Raw genomic sequence first — 16,952 nt, 5'->3', positions numbered from 1 at the left:
ATAAAACAGCAAAAAGACGAATCTCAATGGAACTAGATGACATGGTTACCATTCAGATAGTTATCGCCTGTGGGGGTAATCCAGATCTGGTCTTTAGAGGGCCGTAAGGTTTCGAACACTCCTAATTTGTAATCCCGACTTGAAAATTAACTGGAAATTGTAAACTGCCAGGAGACTATTATTTCTTCTCATAAGCAATTAGGATAATCAGGTCATTACCCGCATCAGGCTCAATACCATGCGAGCTGCCCGGCCGGGTTAAAATGGCATCACCCTGTTTAACAGAGAAAACCTTACCATTCATTTTCATTTTACCGTTACCACTGATGACGTAATAAATTTCATCCTCTTTCTGCAGGTGGTAACCGATAGAAGAACCCGGTTTTAAAATGCGCTTTCTGAAAATGGTTTTCAGGTTTTTGGCCTGGGCAAAGAAATTAAAACCGATGGTTTCGCCACCACCATTGTGTGTACCCGGTTCGGTTTTGGCTACTTCAACATCATTTTGCAAAATGTATTTCGTAGTATCGGCTGTTTGTGCCTTAGCGGCGGTAGAAATAAAGAATGTAAAAAATAATACTGCTAATGCAAAGTTTCTCATGTGGTTCGTTTTTATATCTGGTTATCAGCTTTAAGCTTTAGTCTTTCAGCTTTGGTCTTTTCGCTTTAGTCTTTCAGCTTTCCGCTTCGGTCTTTCCGCTTACTCTCTATCCAAAAGTAACAAATTATGTTAAATAAACTTCTGCACGTTCGTTAAGGCGGGTGATAGGAGCGGGCATCCCGATTCATCTAGATAAAGCGAAAGCGGGGTTCCAGTAGCCATAAACCAATTCCTTACATTTTCCTGAAAAAACGGGGCAAATAATATGCTTTTCGGTTTGACTTTCCAGTCAATAATATTAGCTTTGCACAAAAAAAATTGATACATGAGCGTTTTAGTAAATAAAGATTCTAAGGTTATCGTTCAGGGTTTTACCGGAAACGAAGGAACTTACCACGCAGAACAGATGTTGGCGTATGGTACAAACGTAGTTGGTGGTGTAACGCCTGGCAAAGGTGGGCAATTACATTTAGATAAGCCTGTTTTTAATACTGTTAAAGATGCCGTTGATAAAACGGGAGCAAATGTATCGATCATTTTCGTGCCACCTGCTTTTGCTGCTGATGCGATTATGGAAGCTGCCGAAGGTGGTATTAAAGTAATTGTTTGTATTACTGAAGGTATCCCAACTAAGGATATGATTCAGGTAAAAGAATATATTGCCGACCGTGATGTTACTTTGATTGGCCCTAACTGTCCTGGTATTATCACTGCTGATGAGGCTAAAATTGGTATCATGCCAGGTTTTATCTTCAAAAAAGGTAATGTAGGTGTGGTTTCTAAATCAGGAACTTTAACTTATGAAGCCGTAGATCAGGTTGTAAAAGCTGGTTTAGGGATTACTACAGCTATTGGTATTGGTGGCGATCCGATTATCGGAACACCAACCGTTGAGGCTGTTAAATTATTAATGAACGACCCAGAAACTCACGGTATCATCATGATTGGTGAAATTGGTGGTGGAATGGAAGCTGAAGCTGCACGTTGGATCAAAGAACACGGTACTAAACCTGTTGTTGGTTTCATCGCTGGTCAAACTGCGCCTCCGGGACGTAGAATGGGTCACGCTGGTGCTATTGTTGGTGGTGCTGATGATACTGCTGCTGCTAAAATGAAAATTATGGCTGAATGTGGTATCCGTGTAGTAGAAAGTCCTGCTGAAATCGGTGCTGCAATGGCAGAAGAATTAGCGAAGTAAGATTTTTAAATTTACATAAAGAAAAGCGTTTCGATTAGGTTCGGAGCGCTTTTTGTTTATCGCTTGTTTTTTACCGCAAAGCATGCAAAGTTTGGGTTGTTACTTGCTTTTAACCGCCGAGTTTACAGAGAGAACAGGATGAACACAGAGGTTTTTTATCAACACTCAGGTGTACTTAGGTGTCTTAGGTGGTAAATAATTTAAATGGGCATGTCACCATAAGTCTTGTCAGTTTTACCGCAAAGGCCGCAATGAACTTAGGCAAAGCATGCAAAGTTTGAGCTATTACAAAGAACGCAGACACTTTTTAGTTCGTGCTTAATTTTAACCACAAAATATGAAAAGTTTTAGGTTTGATATTATTTAACCACCGAGTACACAGAGAGAGGCATAAGAATAATAAGGCTTTTTGTTGGCCTTTAGTTTTTAATTCAAGTCTCAGGTTTACTAAGGTGTCTAAGGTGGTTAATAATGTAAGCAGGCACATCACCACAAGCTTTGTCAGGGTGAAGTAAACACTAATACAAACTGTTGAAACAGCAAACCAAAACCTATAGCTTTAACGTATATTGTAACATGAGAACGATGTTAAATAAACTATTTTTAGTTTCGGCTGTTGTTTTAATTACAGGGCTTTCGGCCTGCGCACAAAAACAGGATAAGAAAGAAGCAAAACAGCCAAAGGAAACAGCACAAATTATAGCCAAGAAAAAAATGAACTGGAATCCATTAACACCCGAAGAAGAAAGAATAATTGTAAATAAAGGCACTGAATATCCGGGAACGGGCAAATACGAGCATACCACAGATAAAGGAACCTATACCTGCAAGCGCTGCAATGCGGCCTTGTATCGCTCAGAAAGCAAGTTCGATGCGCACTGCGGCTGGCCAGCATTCGACGATGAAATTAAAGGTGCTGTAAAGCGCATTCCTGATGCGGACGGATCGCGTACAGAAATTGTTTGTGCCAATTGTGGCGCACACTTAGGTCACGTATTTTTAGGAGAAGGCTTTACCAATAAAGACACCCGTCATTGCGTAAATTCGATTTCCATGAATTTCGTGCCCGATAAGAAATAAGGTGGGTATAGTAGGGTTAGGTAGAGGTGTACGGCATAAGCTGTACACCTTTTTTTATGGCTTTTTGTAATAATTCAAATGGTCAATCGTTTGCGCGTTCTTTCCTGGACACAAGTATCTGCCGAATGCCTTATTTTAGTGGTACTAACCAATGTACACCCAAAAATCAGGATTAATGAAACGCCAAATTTTATTATTAACCCTCATCTTATTTGTCTTTTGTTCGGCATTTGCCCAAAAAGCAGTTAAAAAAACTACTCAGCCAAAACTGGCAAAACCAAACATCGTTTATATACTTGCCGATGATATGGGTTACGGTGAGTTGGGTTGTTACGGGCAGGACAAAATCGAAACTCCCAATCTGGATGCTTTAGCCAAACGCGGCATGAAATTTACCCAGCATTATGCTTATCCTGTATGTGCGCCATCGCGTTATATTCTAATGACCGGCCAAAATTCGGGTAAAGCTTTTATTCGCGGCAACCACGAATGGGGTGAGCGCGGACCTGTATGGGATTTTAAGGCCATGGAAGAAAATCCTTATTTGGAAGGGCAATATCCAATACCCGATTCAACCGTTACCTTAGCTGAAGTGCTTAAAAGTGCGGGTTACACTACGGGTATGGTGGGTAAATGGGGACTTGGTGCACCTTTTACTACTGGTTTTCCTACACAACAAGGCTTCGATTATTTTTACGGCTATATCTGCCAGCGGCAAGATCATACCTATTACAGCGGTCACCTGTGGGAAAATGAAAACCGGATCCCTTTAGACAACAAAATACAGGCACCTACGGTCACTTTTCCTAAAGGATTGGATAGTTTAGATGAGAAAAACTATGAGCAATATGCACAGAAAGATTATGCTCCCGACTTTTTGGTCAAAGCAGCTTTAAAATTTATAGATAAAAATGCTGCCAAGCCCTTTTTCCTGTATTATCCAACACCTTTACCACATGTTTCTTTGCAGGCACCTAAAGATCTGGTAGCCTATTACCATCAGAAATTTGGCGATGAAAAACCATTTTTGGGCGATGGCTCTTATTTTCCTTGTCGCTATCCCCGAGCCACCTATGCAGCCATGATTACCTTACTTGACAGGCAGGTGGGCGAATTAGTTAAGGAGCTGAAAACAAAAGGCGTTTACGATAATACCATCATTTTATTTTCGGCCGATAATGGTGTAGCATTTAATGCGGGCGTTGATCCGGCATTTTTTAAGAGTGCCGGTCCCTTTAACGGCAGTTATGGCTGGGGCAAAGGTTTTGTGCGCGAAGGCGGCATCAGGGAGCCCTTTATTGTTTCGTGGCCTGGTAAAGTAAAATCCGGTAGCACAAGCGATCTGATTGCCTCCACCATGGATATGATGCCTACTTTTTGCGATCTGCTTGGTTTAAACATGCCAAAGGATGTTGACGGGATCAGCATTTTGCCAACTTTACTGGGACAGCAGCAGAAAAATACCCATCCGTATTTGTATTTCGAATATCCTGAATATGGTGGTCAGCAGGCTATCCGTTTGGGCAATTGGAAAGGGCTACGATTAAATATGCTCAAGGGCAATGCGAAGTGGGCTTTGTACAATCTGGAGAACGATATCAAAGAAGAAAATGACCTGGCTGCTAAACATCCGGATATTGTCGAAAAAATGATTAAAATCAGTAAGCAGGAACACCGGACTCCGGCCTTATCACGCTTTTTAATTCCGGTTTTGGAGCGCGAAATGAAATAAATTACTGCACCAGACCAAGGTTTTTTCGACAGCTTAAAATCGTACTTAGCGCAGTGTTAGGCAGCGATTTTGTACCCGTAATCCTGGTCTGGTATTTCGGTTAACAGCTAATCATTTGCAGGTGAAAGGCCAATTAACAGCTTCATTTTAAACTAAATGCTTATATTTGCGGGCTCGATAAAGAATTTTAGCCTATGAAGTATCTTCTGTTATTAAGTAGTTTGTTCTTGTTTTTACACAGTAATGCACAAGATTCCGCGTCATCAGTAAATGAAACGGACAGTATTAAAAAAACAGTTCTCGCCACTTATTACCACAGAAAATTTGAAGGCCACCGCACCACGAGCGGAGCCCGTTACCGGTCAAAAAAACTCACCGCCGCACACCGCACACTTCCATTTGGTACACTGGTTACCGTAACCAATCCGGTTAACGGAAAATCGGTAGTTGTGAAGGTGAACGATCGTGGTCCTTTCTCTAAAAGACTGGCTATCGATTTATCAGAAAGGGCTGCTAAACAGATTGGTATTTATCGCAAAGGTATTGCTAAAGTTAACCTCAGTTACACTGTTGAATAGTACTCTTTTTAGCTCTATTTCTGGCTTAAAACACCCCTCAAATTTAAGTTATTAACACTCTTTTTTGTTTGTTAAACCCTTTAAAAGAAACAATTAGCTTTTTTTTGGCTTGAAAATGATATTGGGCTGATCGTTTTTCCCCAGCAATCGGGTAGGGTGTTAACAACTTTGGTTCACTAAAAAGGGCCACCGTATATATATTTGTTATAACAAAGTTCTTTAACTTCTTGCACTTGAAAACAAATATAAAAGCTTAGTTTTTAGTAATTTATGCGTATATCTCTCAGATTGCAATTTTAAATTTTCCGAACTAAAAACCCAGTTGTTTGTCAGGTAATAGGGTTAGCACTTTCACTACAGCGTTTTGATAAAAGACATTACAATCATCATATAAAATTGATGGATGCGTGTCTTCGTCGGCTCTGTTAAAAATTAGATTTAAAAACATCAGCGTATGGAACAGGAATTATTACTACAAGAAAACAAAGACAGATTTGTGCTTTTGCCGATTAAATATCCGGCAATCTGGGAAATGTATAAAAAGACCGAAGCTAGTTTTTGGACAGCAGAAGAGATTGATCTTTCTGACGACCAGAAACACTGGGATAATTTAAATGATGGCGAAAGACATTTCATTTCTCATATTCTTGCTTTCTTTTCTGCTAGTGATGGTATTGTAAACGAAAACCTTGCGGTAAACTTCATGAGTGAGGTTCAATTGCCTGAAGCACGTTGTTTTTATGGTTTTCAGATCATGATGGAAAACATCCATGCCGAAACCTATGCGCTGTTAATCGATACTTATATTAAAGATCCGGAAGAAAAAGACCGTTTATTCCACGCTATCGATACTGTTCCGGCAGTAAAAAGAAAAGCAGAATGGGCATTACGCTGGATTGATAACGGAACTTTTGCCGAGCGTTTGGTAGCTTTTGCTGCTGTTGAAGGTATTTTCTTCAGCGGAAGTTTCTGCTCGATCTTCTGGTTAAAGAAACGTGGTTTAATGCCGGGCTTAACTTTCAGTAACGAGCTGATCTCGAGAGATGAAGGTTCTCATTGCGAATTTGCGTGCCTATTGTACAGCATGTTGAGCAACAAATTGAGCGAAGAACAAGTTCACTCTATTATCAGCGATGCTGTAGAAATTGAAAAAGAATTTATTACCGATGCATTGCCAGTTGCCTTAATTGGTATGAATGCAAAATTAATGAGCCAGTATATCGAGTTTGTAGCCGATAGATGGTTACAGGAATTAGGTTACAAAAAAATATACAACTCAACCAATCCTTTCGATTTTATGGAAATGATTTCGTTGCAGGGTAAAACCAACTTCTTTGAAAAACGTGTTGGCGATTATCAGAAAAGTGGTGTATTGACCGCTGCCGATAACAAAGCACAGGCGTTTTCTTTAGATGAAGACTTCTAGGTAGAATTTTGAATTAGAGAATGATGGAATGGGTGAATGCTCCGTTCATCAATTGAAATAAATAAAATAATGAATTGTGGTGGGAGTAAGGAGGGGTAATTAATATTCTCTCATTCGAAACTCACTCATTCACTCAGTAACAAAACTTAAATCTCATAAAATATGTTCGTACTAAAAAGAGATGGCCGGAAAGAGCCGGTGCAATTTGACAAAATCACAGCACGTATTCAAAAACTTTGCTATGGTTTAAATTCAGATCTTGTAGATCCGATCGATGTTGCCAAAAAGGTAATCGAAGGTTTATACGATGGGGTAACTACCTCGGAGTTGGATAACCTTGCTGCAGAAACAGCCGCATCGTTAACTACAAAACACCCTGATTATGCTTTGTTAGCCTCGCGTATCGCGGTTTCTAACCTGCATAAAAACACTACTAAATCATTCTCGGGTACGATGAAAATGTTGTACGAATATTTCGACCCGAAAGCGCAGAAAGAGGCACCTCTTATCGCTGATGATGTTTATGAGATTATTGAAAAAAACAAGGATATTTTAGATAGTTCTATCATTTACGACCGCGATTTCGGCTTCGATTATTTCGGTTTTAAAACTTTAGAAAAATCTTACCTTTTAAAAGTTAATGGTCAGATTGTTGAGCGCCCTCAGCATTTGTTCATGCGTGTTTCTGTTGGTATCCACAAAGAAGATATCGAAAGCGCAATTAAAACCTATAACCTAATGAGCGAGCGTTGGTTTACACATGCTACACCAACCTTATTCAACGCGGCTACACCAAAACCTCAAATGTCGTCATGCTTCTTGTTAACCATGCAGGATGACAGTATCGAGGGTATTTACGATACTTTAAAGCAAACCGCTAAGATTTCGCAAAGCGCTGGTGGTATTGGTTTAAGCATCCACAACATCCGTGCAACCGGTTCATATATTGGCGGTACAAACGGTACAAGTAATGGTATTATCCCAATGTTACGCGTATTTAACGATACTGCGCGTTATGTAGATCAGGGTGGAGGTAAACGTAAAGGTGCTTTCGCAATCTATTTAGAGCCTTGGCATGCTGATGTTTTCGAATTCTTAGACCTTCGTAAAAACCACGGTAAAGAAGAAATGCGTGCGCGCGATTTATTCTATGCCCTTTGGATCAACGATTTGTTTATGCAACGTGTTAAAGACAATGGCGACTGGACCTTGTTCTGCCCGCACGAAGCACCAGGTTTAGCAGATTGTTTTGGTAAAGAATTCGAAGAATTATATGCTAAATACGAAGCAGAAGGCCGTGGCCGCAGAACCGTTAAGGCACAAGAGCTTTGGTTTGCTATTTTAGATTCGCAGATTGAAACCGGTACACCTTATATGTTGTTTAAAGATGCAGCGAACAGCAAATCTAACCAACAAAACTTAGGTACCATTAAGAGTTCTAACCTGTGTACCGAAATTATCGAGTATACGTCTAAAGATGAAGTTGCAGTTTGTAACCTAGCTTCACTGGCATTGCCTCGTTTCGTAATCAACGGTGCTTTCGATCACCAAAAATTATACGATGTAACTTATCAGGCTACTTTAAACCTGAACAAGATCATCGATCATAACTATTACCCTGTTCAGGAAGCTGAAAACTCTAACATGCGCCATCGTCCCGTTGGTTTAGGTGTACAAGGGTTAGCTGATGCCTTTATCTTATTGCGTTTACCTTTCGAAAGTGATGAGGCTAAACGTTTGAATAAAGATATCTTCGAAACGATTTATTTTGCTTCGATGTCGGCTTCGCACGATTTAGCTGTGAAACACGGTCCTTACCAAACATTTAAAGGTTCGCCATTATCAAAAGGTAAATTCCAGTTCGATTTGTGGAATGTAACACCAGATAGCGGCCGTTGGGATTGGGATGCATTGCGCAAAAAAGTAGTTAAAGATGGTGTGTACAACTCTTTATTGGTTGCTCCAATGCCAACTGCATCTACTTCGCAGATTTTAGGTAACAACGAGTGTTTTGAACCATATACTTCAAACATTTACACCCGTCGTGTATTGAGTGGAGAGTTCGTGGTAGTAAACAAACACTTATTGAAGGATTTAGTAGCATTAGGTTTGTGGAATAATGATATGAAAAATCAGATCATTTTGGCCAACGGTTCAATCCAGGCAATTCCATCAATTCCTGATTACATTAAAGAACTATACAAAACTGTTTGGGAAATTAAGATGCGTAACATCATCGATATGGCTGCCGACCGTGGTGCCTATATCTGCCAGTCGCAATCGTTAAACCTGTTCGTAAATGCACCGAACACTTCAAAATTAACTTCAATGCACTTCTATGCATGGGAGAAAGGTTTGAAAACCGGTATGTACTATCTACGTACTCAGGCTGCTTCTCAAGCTGTTAAGTTCACGGTAGAGAATCAGGGTGGTAAAGCTATCGAAGCGGTTATCCCTGCTGAAATGACACAAGATCAGGTTGCAGAAGAAATCATCGACGGACCAGTTTGTTCGATGGAAGAAGGTTGCATTAGCTGTTCAGGTTAAGCCTCTCTCAGTCGTCATGCTGAATTTATTTCAGCATCTCTACAATGATGTAGATCCTGAAACAAGTTCAGTATGACGAATCTAATAATATCGTAAGGTTTTGGGCAAATGCTCAAAACCTTATTTTTTGTCCTTACTTTTGCTTTTAGTTCAAGAGTACATTTGGGCCTTGGTTCATTGGTTTTGCAAAATGCCTATAGCGATTTCACTAATGACTAATGACCAGTGAACAATGAACTAACAACCAATGAACCCTTAAAAATGTCTGCACACATCCATAACGCCAAACACGAAATCATTCCCTGCGAAAGATGCGGATCGGCTATTGAGTGTAAGGCCAATGCTTACACCAAATGTCAGTGTAGCGTAGTACAACTCAGCATAAACGAAGTGCAGCATATCTCTGAGCTGTATGATGGTTGTTTATGTGCCAAATGCCTGTTTGAATTACAACAGGAATACCGTGAAGAAATAGGCGCTTAATCTATTGCTTTCCTGCCCTTCGTACAGAAATAAACAAATCTGATATGGGTATACTCCAATCTGGTCAATTCAGATAGGTCAAAAAAAGGACGGCTGTGTTTCATTAATTGTAAGTAGTACAATTAAAATTTTCGCGAATATTCAGTCAAACAAAAATACCTGTTTTTAACCGTTTATAAACATTCAGGTGCAAGAATCCTAAAAATGTCATCTGCAGTTTGTGCTTCTGAGATCGTGTTCCTGAAGGCTTCTTTGAGGCCTTAAAAGCAATTAAAAATTTCTTAAAAATAAGTGTTAAATCTGGTAACAATGCACATGATTTGTTGTCAATAGCATGCTTAATAAATGGTTTATTAGGCATAAAAAACAATAAAAATCATATAAATTATGGAATCGCTCATTTCAAATTACTGGTGGGTTTTAGTGGCACTGTTGTGCTTAGTTTTATACAAATATATTTTACGTTTCCTATTCGGGATGGTCATCGTACCCGAAGACAGAATCGGGTTAATTACCAAAAAATTCGTGCTCTTTGGATCGGATCGGGAGCTGCCCGATGGGCGCATTATCGCCATTAAAGGCGAAGCTGGTTTTCAGGGAAAAACCCTGGCACCGGGATTATATTTCGGGATGTGGTTTTGGCAATACAGCGTAACCATGGAGCAGTTTACCGTTATCCCCGAAGGTAAAATCGGACTTATTATGGCCAAAGATGGGGCTGAGATCCCAACAGGGAATATCCTGGGGCAGAAAGTAGAGTCTGATAATTTTCAGGATGCGGTTAAGTTTCTCGAAAATGGCGGTCAGCGAGGCCGGCAAACATCCTATATCACTTCTGGTTCGTACCGTATCAATACCATGTTGTTTCAGGTTTCGGTTACTGATATGATTCGCATTCAGGAAAGTATGGTAGGCATTGTAACTACACTGGATGGTTTACCGATCGAAGCCAACCAGATTGCGGGTAAACTGGTAGAAGGACACAATAATTTCCAGGATTTTGATGCCTTTATTAAACAGGGCGGTAATCGTGGTTTGCAGCCGCAGGTAATTTTAGCAGGTTCTTATAACCTCAATCCCTGGGCTATTCAGCTGGAAGAAATCCCAATGACCGAAATTGCCATAGGTTATGTTGGCGTAGTTATTTCGTTTATTGGTACCGATGGGAACGATTTAACCGGAGCAGACTTTAAACACGGTAATATTGTGGGCAAGGGATCGAAAGGAGTTTGGTTAGAACCGCTTGGCCCGGGAAAATACCCGATTAACAAATACATTATGAAGGTAGAACTGGTGCCAACTACCAATTTGGTGTTAAACTGGGCATCGGCACGCAGTGAGGCGCATAACCTTGATAAAAATCTGTCAACCATTACTGTGCGTTCGAGAGATGGTTTCCCTTTTAACCTGGATGTGGCGCAGATTATCCACGTACCAACAACAGAAGCCCCAAAAGTAATTGCCCGTTTTGGTAATATGGTTAACCTGGTTTCGCAGGTATTGGAACCTACTATTGGTAACTATTTCCGCAACTCGGCGCAGGGAAGTGATGTAATTGCTTTCCTAAGTACGCGTAAGGAACGTCAGGAATCGGCCAAAGAACATATCCGCAAGGTGCTTGATGAGTACAATGTAAACGCGGTTGATACTTTGATTGGTGACATTGTGCCACCAGAGTCGTTAATGAAAACCTTAACCGACCGTAAAATTGCAGAAGAGCAAAAAGTGACTTACGAAACGCAAAAGCAGGCACAGGAAACACGTCAGGGGATGGAAAAAGAAACCGCTATTGCCGATATGCAGAAGGATATTGTAAAAGCACAGCAAAGTGTTGAAATTGCCGAGCGTACTGCAAGTGCTACGGTTAAAAAATCGGAAGGTGATGCAGCAGGGGTAAAACTGGCAGTAGGCGCCGAGGCTGAGGCGACCAAAATGCGCGCACATGCTGAAGCCGAAGCCACGAAAGCAAGGGCTCAGGCCGATTCGGAAGCGATTAAGTTGCGTGCATCGGCAGAAGCAGAACAAATTTCGTTAACCGGTAGTGCCGAAGCAGGTAAAATTTTAGCCGTGGGTAAATCAACAGCGGAGGCTTATGAGCTTGCGGTTAAGGCTTTGGGCGGAGAAAACTTCACCCGTTACAAAATTACCGAAGAGCTATCAAAAGGTAATGTAAAACTGATCCCTGATGTATTAATTGGTGGAAATGCAAATGCCGGAGGTTCGGCCATGGATGGTCTATTAGGGCTTAAACTGATGGAGTTAATGGACCCAGAAAAACGCAAGGAAGTGGTTGCGGTTGCCGAAATTGTGGAAACCAAGACGAAACCTAAAAGGGATAATATTAATCCTTAAGTGGTTGTAAATTAGAATGGAAGGCCTCAGCGTAAGTTGGGGCTTTTTTATTTTGTTGTTGGTTATTCTTATCCTGTATTATCGCCATTTCGAGCGAAGTGCAACGCAGCCGAGAACCATGAAGTGCTCAGCGAAGCTAAATCCATCTCGAGGCACATCTCTCTGCTCTACTGCGTTTCGGTCGAGACGGATTTCTTTTGATAGTTAACTAACGATCATTCGAAATACAACCTTTGCTTTTCTCGTAATTTTATACAAACCTTACATGCGCTACCTGTATACCTTAAACCTTTTTAGTAACTTTGCAGCCGATTTAGAATGATAGAATTTTGAATGACTGAATGAGACTGCGAAGTATTCATTCAATCATTCTCTCATCCAATAATTTTAAAAAATGAAGAAGGTAAAAGTTGGTCTGGTGCAGATGACCTGTACTAAAGATAAGCAGGAAAATTTAGATAAAGCAATTACGAAAGTAAGGGAAGCCGCTGCAAAAGGTGCACAAATTGTGTGTTTGCAAGAGCTTTTCACTTCGTTGTATTTCTGCGATGTTGAAGACTATGATAATTTTGATCTGGCAGAAACCATTCCGGGTCCATCAACAGATGCCTTACAGGTAGTTGCAAAAGAACTGGGTGTAGTAATTATTGCTTCCCTGTTCGAAAAACGTGCTGAAGGCTTGTATCATAACACTACTGCAGTTTTAGATGCCGACGGTTCGTATTTAGGTAAATACCGTAAAATGCACATTCCTGATGATCCGGCTTATTACGAGAAATTTTACTTTACCCCTGGTGATTTAGGTTACAAGGTTTTCCAAACCAAATTTGCTAAAATCGGAATTTTAATCTGTTGGGATCAGTGGTATCCGGAAGCATCGCGTATCACAGCATTAATGGGAGCCGATATCATGTTTTATCCAACTGCAATTGGTTGGGCTACTGATCAGGATGAAGAAACCAACAAGGACCAATACAATGCATGGCAAACTATTCAGCGCTCTCATGCGGTGGCCAATGGTGTTCCGGTAGTGAGTGTAAACCGTGTAGGTTTTGAGCAGGATGGTGCCATGAAATTCTGGGGTGGTAGTTTTGCTACTAATGCACAAGGTCGTTTACTTTATCTAGCTTCTCACGATCAGGAAGAAACCGAGGTCGTGGAACTGGATTTAACGCAATCAGACTTTTTCCGTAAACACTGGCCTTTTTTAAGAGACAGAAGAATCGATTCGTATCAACCGATTACGAAGAGATATCTTGATGGGGATTAAGCTGAAAGCTTAAAGACCAAAGCATAAAGCCAGGAAATCTATTAAAGATCTCTCCATTCCGCTATGCTTCAGTCGAGATGACGACCATCTAATGCAATACCTTTAAATTATAAGACTACACGAATGTCAAACTTTCCGCCAAGAAAAGAACTAAATATTAATCAATTCGATTATTCACCAAAGCAGCAAGGTTATTCATTCCCTGCCGAATGGGCTAAACATGAGGCTACCTGGTTAAGCTGGCCGCATAAAGAGGCTTCATGGCCCGGAAAAATCGAAACCATTTATGCACCTTATTGCCAGTTTATTAAAGCTGTTGCCGAAGGCGAAAAGGTTCGGATCAATGTAAAAGATGAAGAAATGAAAGCTTTTGCGACCGCTGAACTTAAAAAAGTGGATGCCGATTTAACACAGATAGAATTTTATTTTAACGAAACTAACGATGCCTGGTGCCGTGATCATGGCCCTGCATTTGTGTTGAAAGGAAATGAAAAGGCTGTGGTAGATTGGGGCTACAATGCCTGGGGTGGTAAATACCCACCATTTGATATGGATGATGTAGTACCTACTAAAATTGCCAAACATTTCGAGTTACCCTTATTTCTTCCGGATATTGTAATGGAAGGTGGTTCGGTAGAATTTAATGGCGCAGGTACGGTTTTAACCACTACAGCCTGCCTGCTCAACGAAAACCGCAATCCACACCTAACTATGGAGCAGATAGAACAATATTTGCTGGAATATTATGGTCAGGAGCAGGTTTTATGGTTAGGAGATGGCATTGTAGGCGATGATACCGATGGCCACATTGACGACATAACCCGTTTCGTAAACGAGGATACGGTTTTAACCGTTGTGGAAAGTAATCCTTTGGATGAAAACTACGTGCTTTTACAGGAAAACCTGGAGGCTTTAAAAGCAATGAAACTGAAAGATGGTCGCGCATTAAACATTGTTGAACTGCCAATGCCGTCACCGGTGATTTATGACGATACCCGCTTACCGGCATCTTATGCAAACTTTTACATTGCCAATGCAGCGGTAGTTGTTCCGGTTTTTGACGATGTGAATGACCAAAAAGCTTTGGATATTATTCAGGGTTGTTTTCCTGACCGCAAGGTGATTGGTATCAACTCGGTAGATATTATTTGGGGTTTGGGTAGTTTCCATTGCCTCAGCCAGCAGGAACCGGCTGTTTAAGCCTGGAGTTGGTAGTTCGGAGTTTTTATTCTTGCGATTGTCATCCTGAGCCTGTCGAAGGATTTCGCTATGTTTGACTAAACTCAAAATGACAACTTTAGTGAGGAATATTTTAGTAACTTTATTTTGTAAAGTTCTTTTATGGCGACAGTACGCAATTATTTTGTCTACATTTTGGAATGCGCAGATAAAAGTTATTATGTTGGCGTAACAAAATTTAGAGATTAGACTGGCACAGCATAACGATGGCGAAAATGTGCTTGCCTATATCTTTTCAAGAACACCGGTAGTTTTAAAATATTACCACAGGTTTGATCGGATTGAAGATGCTATAGATTTTGAAAAGCAGGTGAAAGGATGGAGTAGAAAGAAAAAAGAAGCCTTGTTTAGCGAAAACTGGGAAGAGATTGTTAGGCTGTCAAACAACAAAAATAAATAACAGATTGAGTCTTCGACAGGCTCAGACTGACAAACTATAAATAATAAATGAAATTACTAGAAGGAAAAACAGCATTAATTACCGGCGCATCAAAAGGAATTGGCCGTAAAATAGCGGAAAAATTTGCAGGGCAAGGTGCTAATGTAGCATTCACCTATTTATCATCAGTAGAAAAGGGTCAGGCTTTAGAGCAGGAATTGCAAAGCTTTGGCACCAAAGTTAAAGGTTACCGCTCTGATGCTTCTAAATTTAATGAGGCTGAGCAGTTGATCAATGATATCGTGGCTGAATTTGGTACAATCGATATTGTAGTAAACAATGCTGGTATTACCAAAGATGGCTTGTTAATGCGCATGAGTGAAGAGAACTGGGATGATGTAATCAACATCAACTTAAAATCGATCTTCAACGTAACTAAAGCGGCTTCTAAAGTGATGATGAAAGCGCGTAAAGGTGTTTTCATTAATATGAGTTCGGTTGTTGGTGTAACAGGTAATGCTGGTCAGGCCAATTATGCGGCTTCTAAAGCTGGTATTATTGGTTTTACCAAATCAGTAGCTAAAGAATTGGGCTCAAGAAATATCCGCGCCAATGTAGTAGCTCCGGGTTTTATCCGTACCGAAATGACTGAGGTTTTAGACCCTAAAGTAGTCGAAGGCTGGGAAAAAGATATTCCTTTGAAACGTGCCGGCGAAACTGAAGATATTGCCAATGTTTGCGTATTCCTGGCTTCTGATATGAGTGCTTACGTAACCGGACAAACTCTATCGGTTTGCGGAGGGATGTTGTAATTAAGCTGAAAGCATAAAGATAAAAGTAAAAATCTGCCAGCGACTGAATGTTCTGGCAGATTTTTTTATTTAAAATGGTGATGATGTTTAGGAAAATAATTGTACTCAGTACCTGTGTTTTGATCTTAGTACTTGGCATTACAGCATCATTCAACAGTGCAGCCGATGGAAATATTGTGATTGGTTTTCCTTTTGCTTTTTATCAGTATTTAGGTGGAAAGCGATTTCCTGAGCCAGCAACTCGTCATAGCTTCAATTTTTTTAGCTGTGTTATCGACATCATAATTCTTTTTGCTGTTCCTCTCGCAGGCTTGCTTTTTTATCAAAGAAAACAGTCTGCTAAAAAGAAATAACATTCAAATTTTTAGTGGCAGAATGAGTAAGGGGGTAGCTAAGGGGGCTTTCGAGTGCCATAACATTAAAGAAGTCAGGTTTTATAGCACACTAGCAATTAAACTTGACTTCTTTTGTTATTTTAAGAGATATTCACCTTTAACCTCATTAACATTTGGCTGGGTTTTATTTTGTTCGAAAGCTAGAAAAACCGGTTGTAATGATTTCCAGAAGGTAACCTGCGTCGGAAATTCGGCTGAATATTTTTTCATGTTTTGGTCTGTCATTTTGAAAGGATAGATATTAACTGGAACCTTTTTGCTTTTTAAATCCGATGAGAACATGGCCAATAGGTAAACTTCTTTGATCTTTTCATCGGTTAAGGGTATGCAGCCAACCGTTACACAACTGCCGTGGATGTAAATATCGCCACCTGTTTTCCTGTCTTTCCCGGTTCTGAAATTATCTACACTGTTGGGGTAATTTATGCCCAAAGACAAATGAAAATTGCTCATTGGGTTGAAAACATTGATGTAATAAAAACCTTCAGGGGTTTGCCCGTCACCCTCAATTACTTTTGGTCCAAGCGTTCCCGAATGTTCACAGAAGTCGTAAGTTTTAAACAATTGATAAACTTTATCGCTACCATTTTTTAACCAGATTTCCAGCTTACCTTCAGCTTTGTAGGCGTTAATAATCATAAATGGACTATGACCAATTTTTTTGGCTACAAGGTCTGTTCTTAAGCCAGTCCATTTTTCATTGTAGGCTTTTTTTACACGTTCGAAAGTTAACTGCTTACTAGCCAGGGTTTGTGCTTGCATATTTGTAACTATAAACAAGAGAAGGGTAAAATAGATTAATCTCATAAATTTTGATTGCTGGATAAAGCTAATGAATTAACTAAAGGATACATAGAAAA

General features: G+C 40.2%; 15 protein-coding genes. 13 read left to right on the top strand and 2 right to left on the bottom strand.

The window, feature by feature from the left end:
- Positions 1 to 178 precede the first annotated feature (178 nt).
- Entirely contained in the window at positions 179 to 601 is a 423-nt protein-coding gene (locus tag HWV58_RS17710) for a cupin domain-containing protein (RefSeq protein ID WP_175635363.1), read from the bottom strand.
- A gap of 325 nt (positions 602 to 926) precedes the next feature.
- Here HWV58_RS17710 and sucD point away from each other — a divergent pair, with 325 nt between their 5' ends.
- The 13 genes from sucD to HWV58_RS17645 all read left to right on the top strand — a co-directional run bounded on the left by sucD (position 927) and on the right by HWV58_RS17645 (position 16,050).
- The gene (gene sucD, locus HWV58_RS17705) at positions 927 to 1,799 is read left to right on the top strand and encodes a succinate--CoA ligase subunit alpha (protein ID WP_039479954.1); all 873 of its coding nucleotides are present in this window, start codon (positions 927 to 929) and stop codon (positions 1,797 to 1,799) included.
- 576 nt (positions 1,800 to 2,375) lie between these two features.
- Positions 2,376 to 2,879 (top strand): methionine-R-sulfoxide reductase, encoded by a 504-nt coding sequence (locus HWV58_RS17700; protein ID WP_175635362.1) that lies wholly within the window; start codon positions 2,376 to 2,378, stop codon positions 2,877 to 2,879.
- A 175-nt stretch (positions 2,880 to 3,054) separates the two neighbouring features.
- Positions 3,055 to 4,611: an arylsulfatase gene (locus HWV58_RS17695; protein WP_175635361.1), complete on the top strand. Its 1,557-nt coding sequence runs from the start codon at positions 3,055 to 3,057 to the stop codon at positions 4,609 to 4,611.
- 194 nt (positions 4,612 to 4,805) lie between these two features.
- Complete coding sequence (locus HWV58_RS17690) at positions 4,806 to 5,189, top strand: septal ring lytic transglycosylase RlpA family protein (RefSeq protein WP_175635360.1); 384 nt, start codon at positions 4,806 to 4,808, stop codon at positions 5,187 to 5,189.
- A 454-nt stretch (positions 5,190 to 5,643) separates the two neighbouring features.
- Entirely contained in the window at positions 5,644 to 6,615 is a 972-nt protein-coding gene (locus HWV58_RS17685; RefSeq protein ID WP_175635359.1) for a ribonucleoside-diphosphate reductase small subunit, read from the top strand.
- 162 nt (positions 6,616 to 6,777) lie between these two features.
- Entirely contained in the window at positions 6,778 to 9,162 is a 2,385-nt protein-coding gene (locus tag HWV58_RS17680) for a ribonucleoside-diphosphate reductase subunit alpha (RefSeq protein ID WP_175635358.1), read from the top strand.
- Positions 9,163 to 9,423: 261 nt separating this feature from the next.
- Positions 9,424 to 9,645: a cysteine-rich CWC family protein gene (locus tag HWV58_RS17675; protein WP_175635357.1), complete on the top strand. Its 222-nt coding sequence runs from the start codon at positions 9,424 to 9,426 to the stop codon at positions 9,643 to 9,645.
- A 387-nt stretch (positions 9,646 to 10,032) separates the two neighbouring features.
- Complete coding sequence (locus HWV58_RS17670; protein WP_166207114.1) at positions 10,033 to 11,997, top strand: SPFH domain-containing protein; 1,965 nt, start codon at positions 10,033 to 10,035, stop codon at positions 11,995 to 11,997.
- Positions 11,998 to 12,391: 394 nt separating this feature from the next.
- Positions 12,392 to 13,267, top strand: coding sequence for a carbon-nitrogen hydrolase (locus tag HWV58_RS17665; protein WP_175635356.1), 876 nt, complete (start codon positions 12,392 to 12,394; stop codon positions 13,265 to 13,267).
- Positions 13,268 to 13,390: 123 nt separating this feature from the next.
- Positions 13,391 to 14,467 (top strand): agmatine deiminase family protein, encoded by a 1,077-nt coding sequence (locus HWV58_RS17660; protein ID WP_175635355.1) that lies wholly within the window; start codon positions 13,391 to 13,393, stop codon positions 14,465 to 14,467.
- Positions 14,468 to 14,690: 223 nt separating this feature from the next.
- Positions 14,691 to 14,906: a GIY-YIG nuclease family protein gene (locus tag HWV58_RS24305; RefSeq protein WP_394354256.1), complete on the top strand. Its 216-nt coding sequence runs from the start codon at positions 14,691 to 14,693 to the stop codon at positions 14,904 to 14,906.
- A 47-nt stretch (positions 14,907 to 14,953) separates the two neighbouring features.
- Positions 14,954 to 15,697, top strand: a complete 744-nt coding sequence (gene fabG, locus HWV58_RS17650; RefSeq protein ID WP_175635354.1) for a 3-oxoacyl-[acyl-carrier-protein] reductase — start codon at positions 14,954 to 14,956, stop codon at positions 15,695 to 15,697.
- A 47-nt stretch (positions 15,698 to 15,744) separates the two neighbouring features.
- Positions 15,745 to 16,050 carry a hypothetical protein gene (locus HWV58_RS17645; RefSeq protein WP_175635353.1) on the top strand — a complete coding sequence of 102 codons (306 nt, stop codon included), beginning with the start codon at positions 15,745 to 15,747 and terminating at the stop codon, positions 16,048 to 16,050.
- A 117-nt stretch (positions 16,051 to 16,167) separates the two neighbouring features.
- Here HWV58_RS17645 and HWV58_RS17640 read toward each other — a convergent pair whose 3' ends face one another.
- The gene (locus HWV58_RS17640) at positions 16,168 to 16,854 is read right to left on the bottom strand and encodes a L,D-transpeptidase family protein (protein ID WP_235972758.1); all 687 of its coding nucleotides are present in this window, start codon (positions 16,852 to 16,854) and stop codon (positions 16,168 to 16,170) included.
- Positions 16,855 to 16,952 lie beyond the last annotated feature (98 nt).

Source organism: Pedobacter ghigonis (genome assembly GCF_903166585.1).
Lineage (GTDB): Bacteria > Bacteroidota > Bacteroidia > Sphingobacteriales > Sphingobacteriaceae > Pedobacter > Pedobacter ghigonis.
Note: the sequence above shows the minus strand (reverse complement) of the source record. Positions and strands in the feature narration are given on the sequence as shown.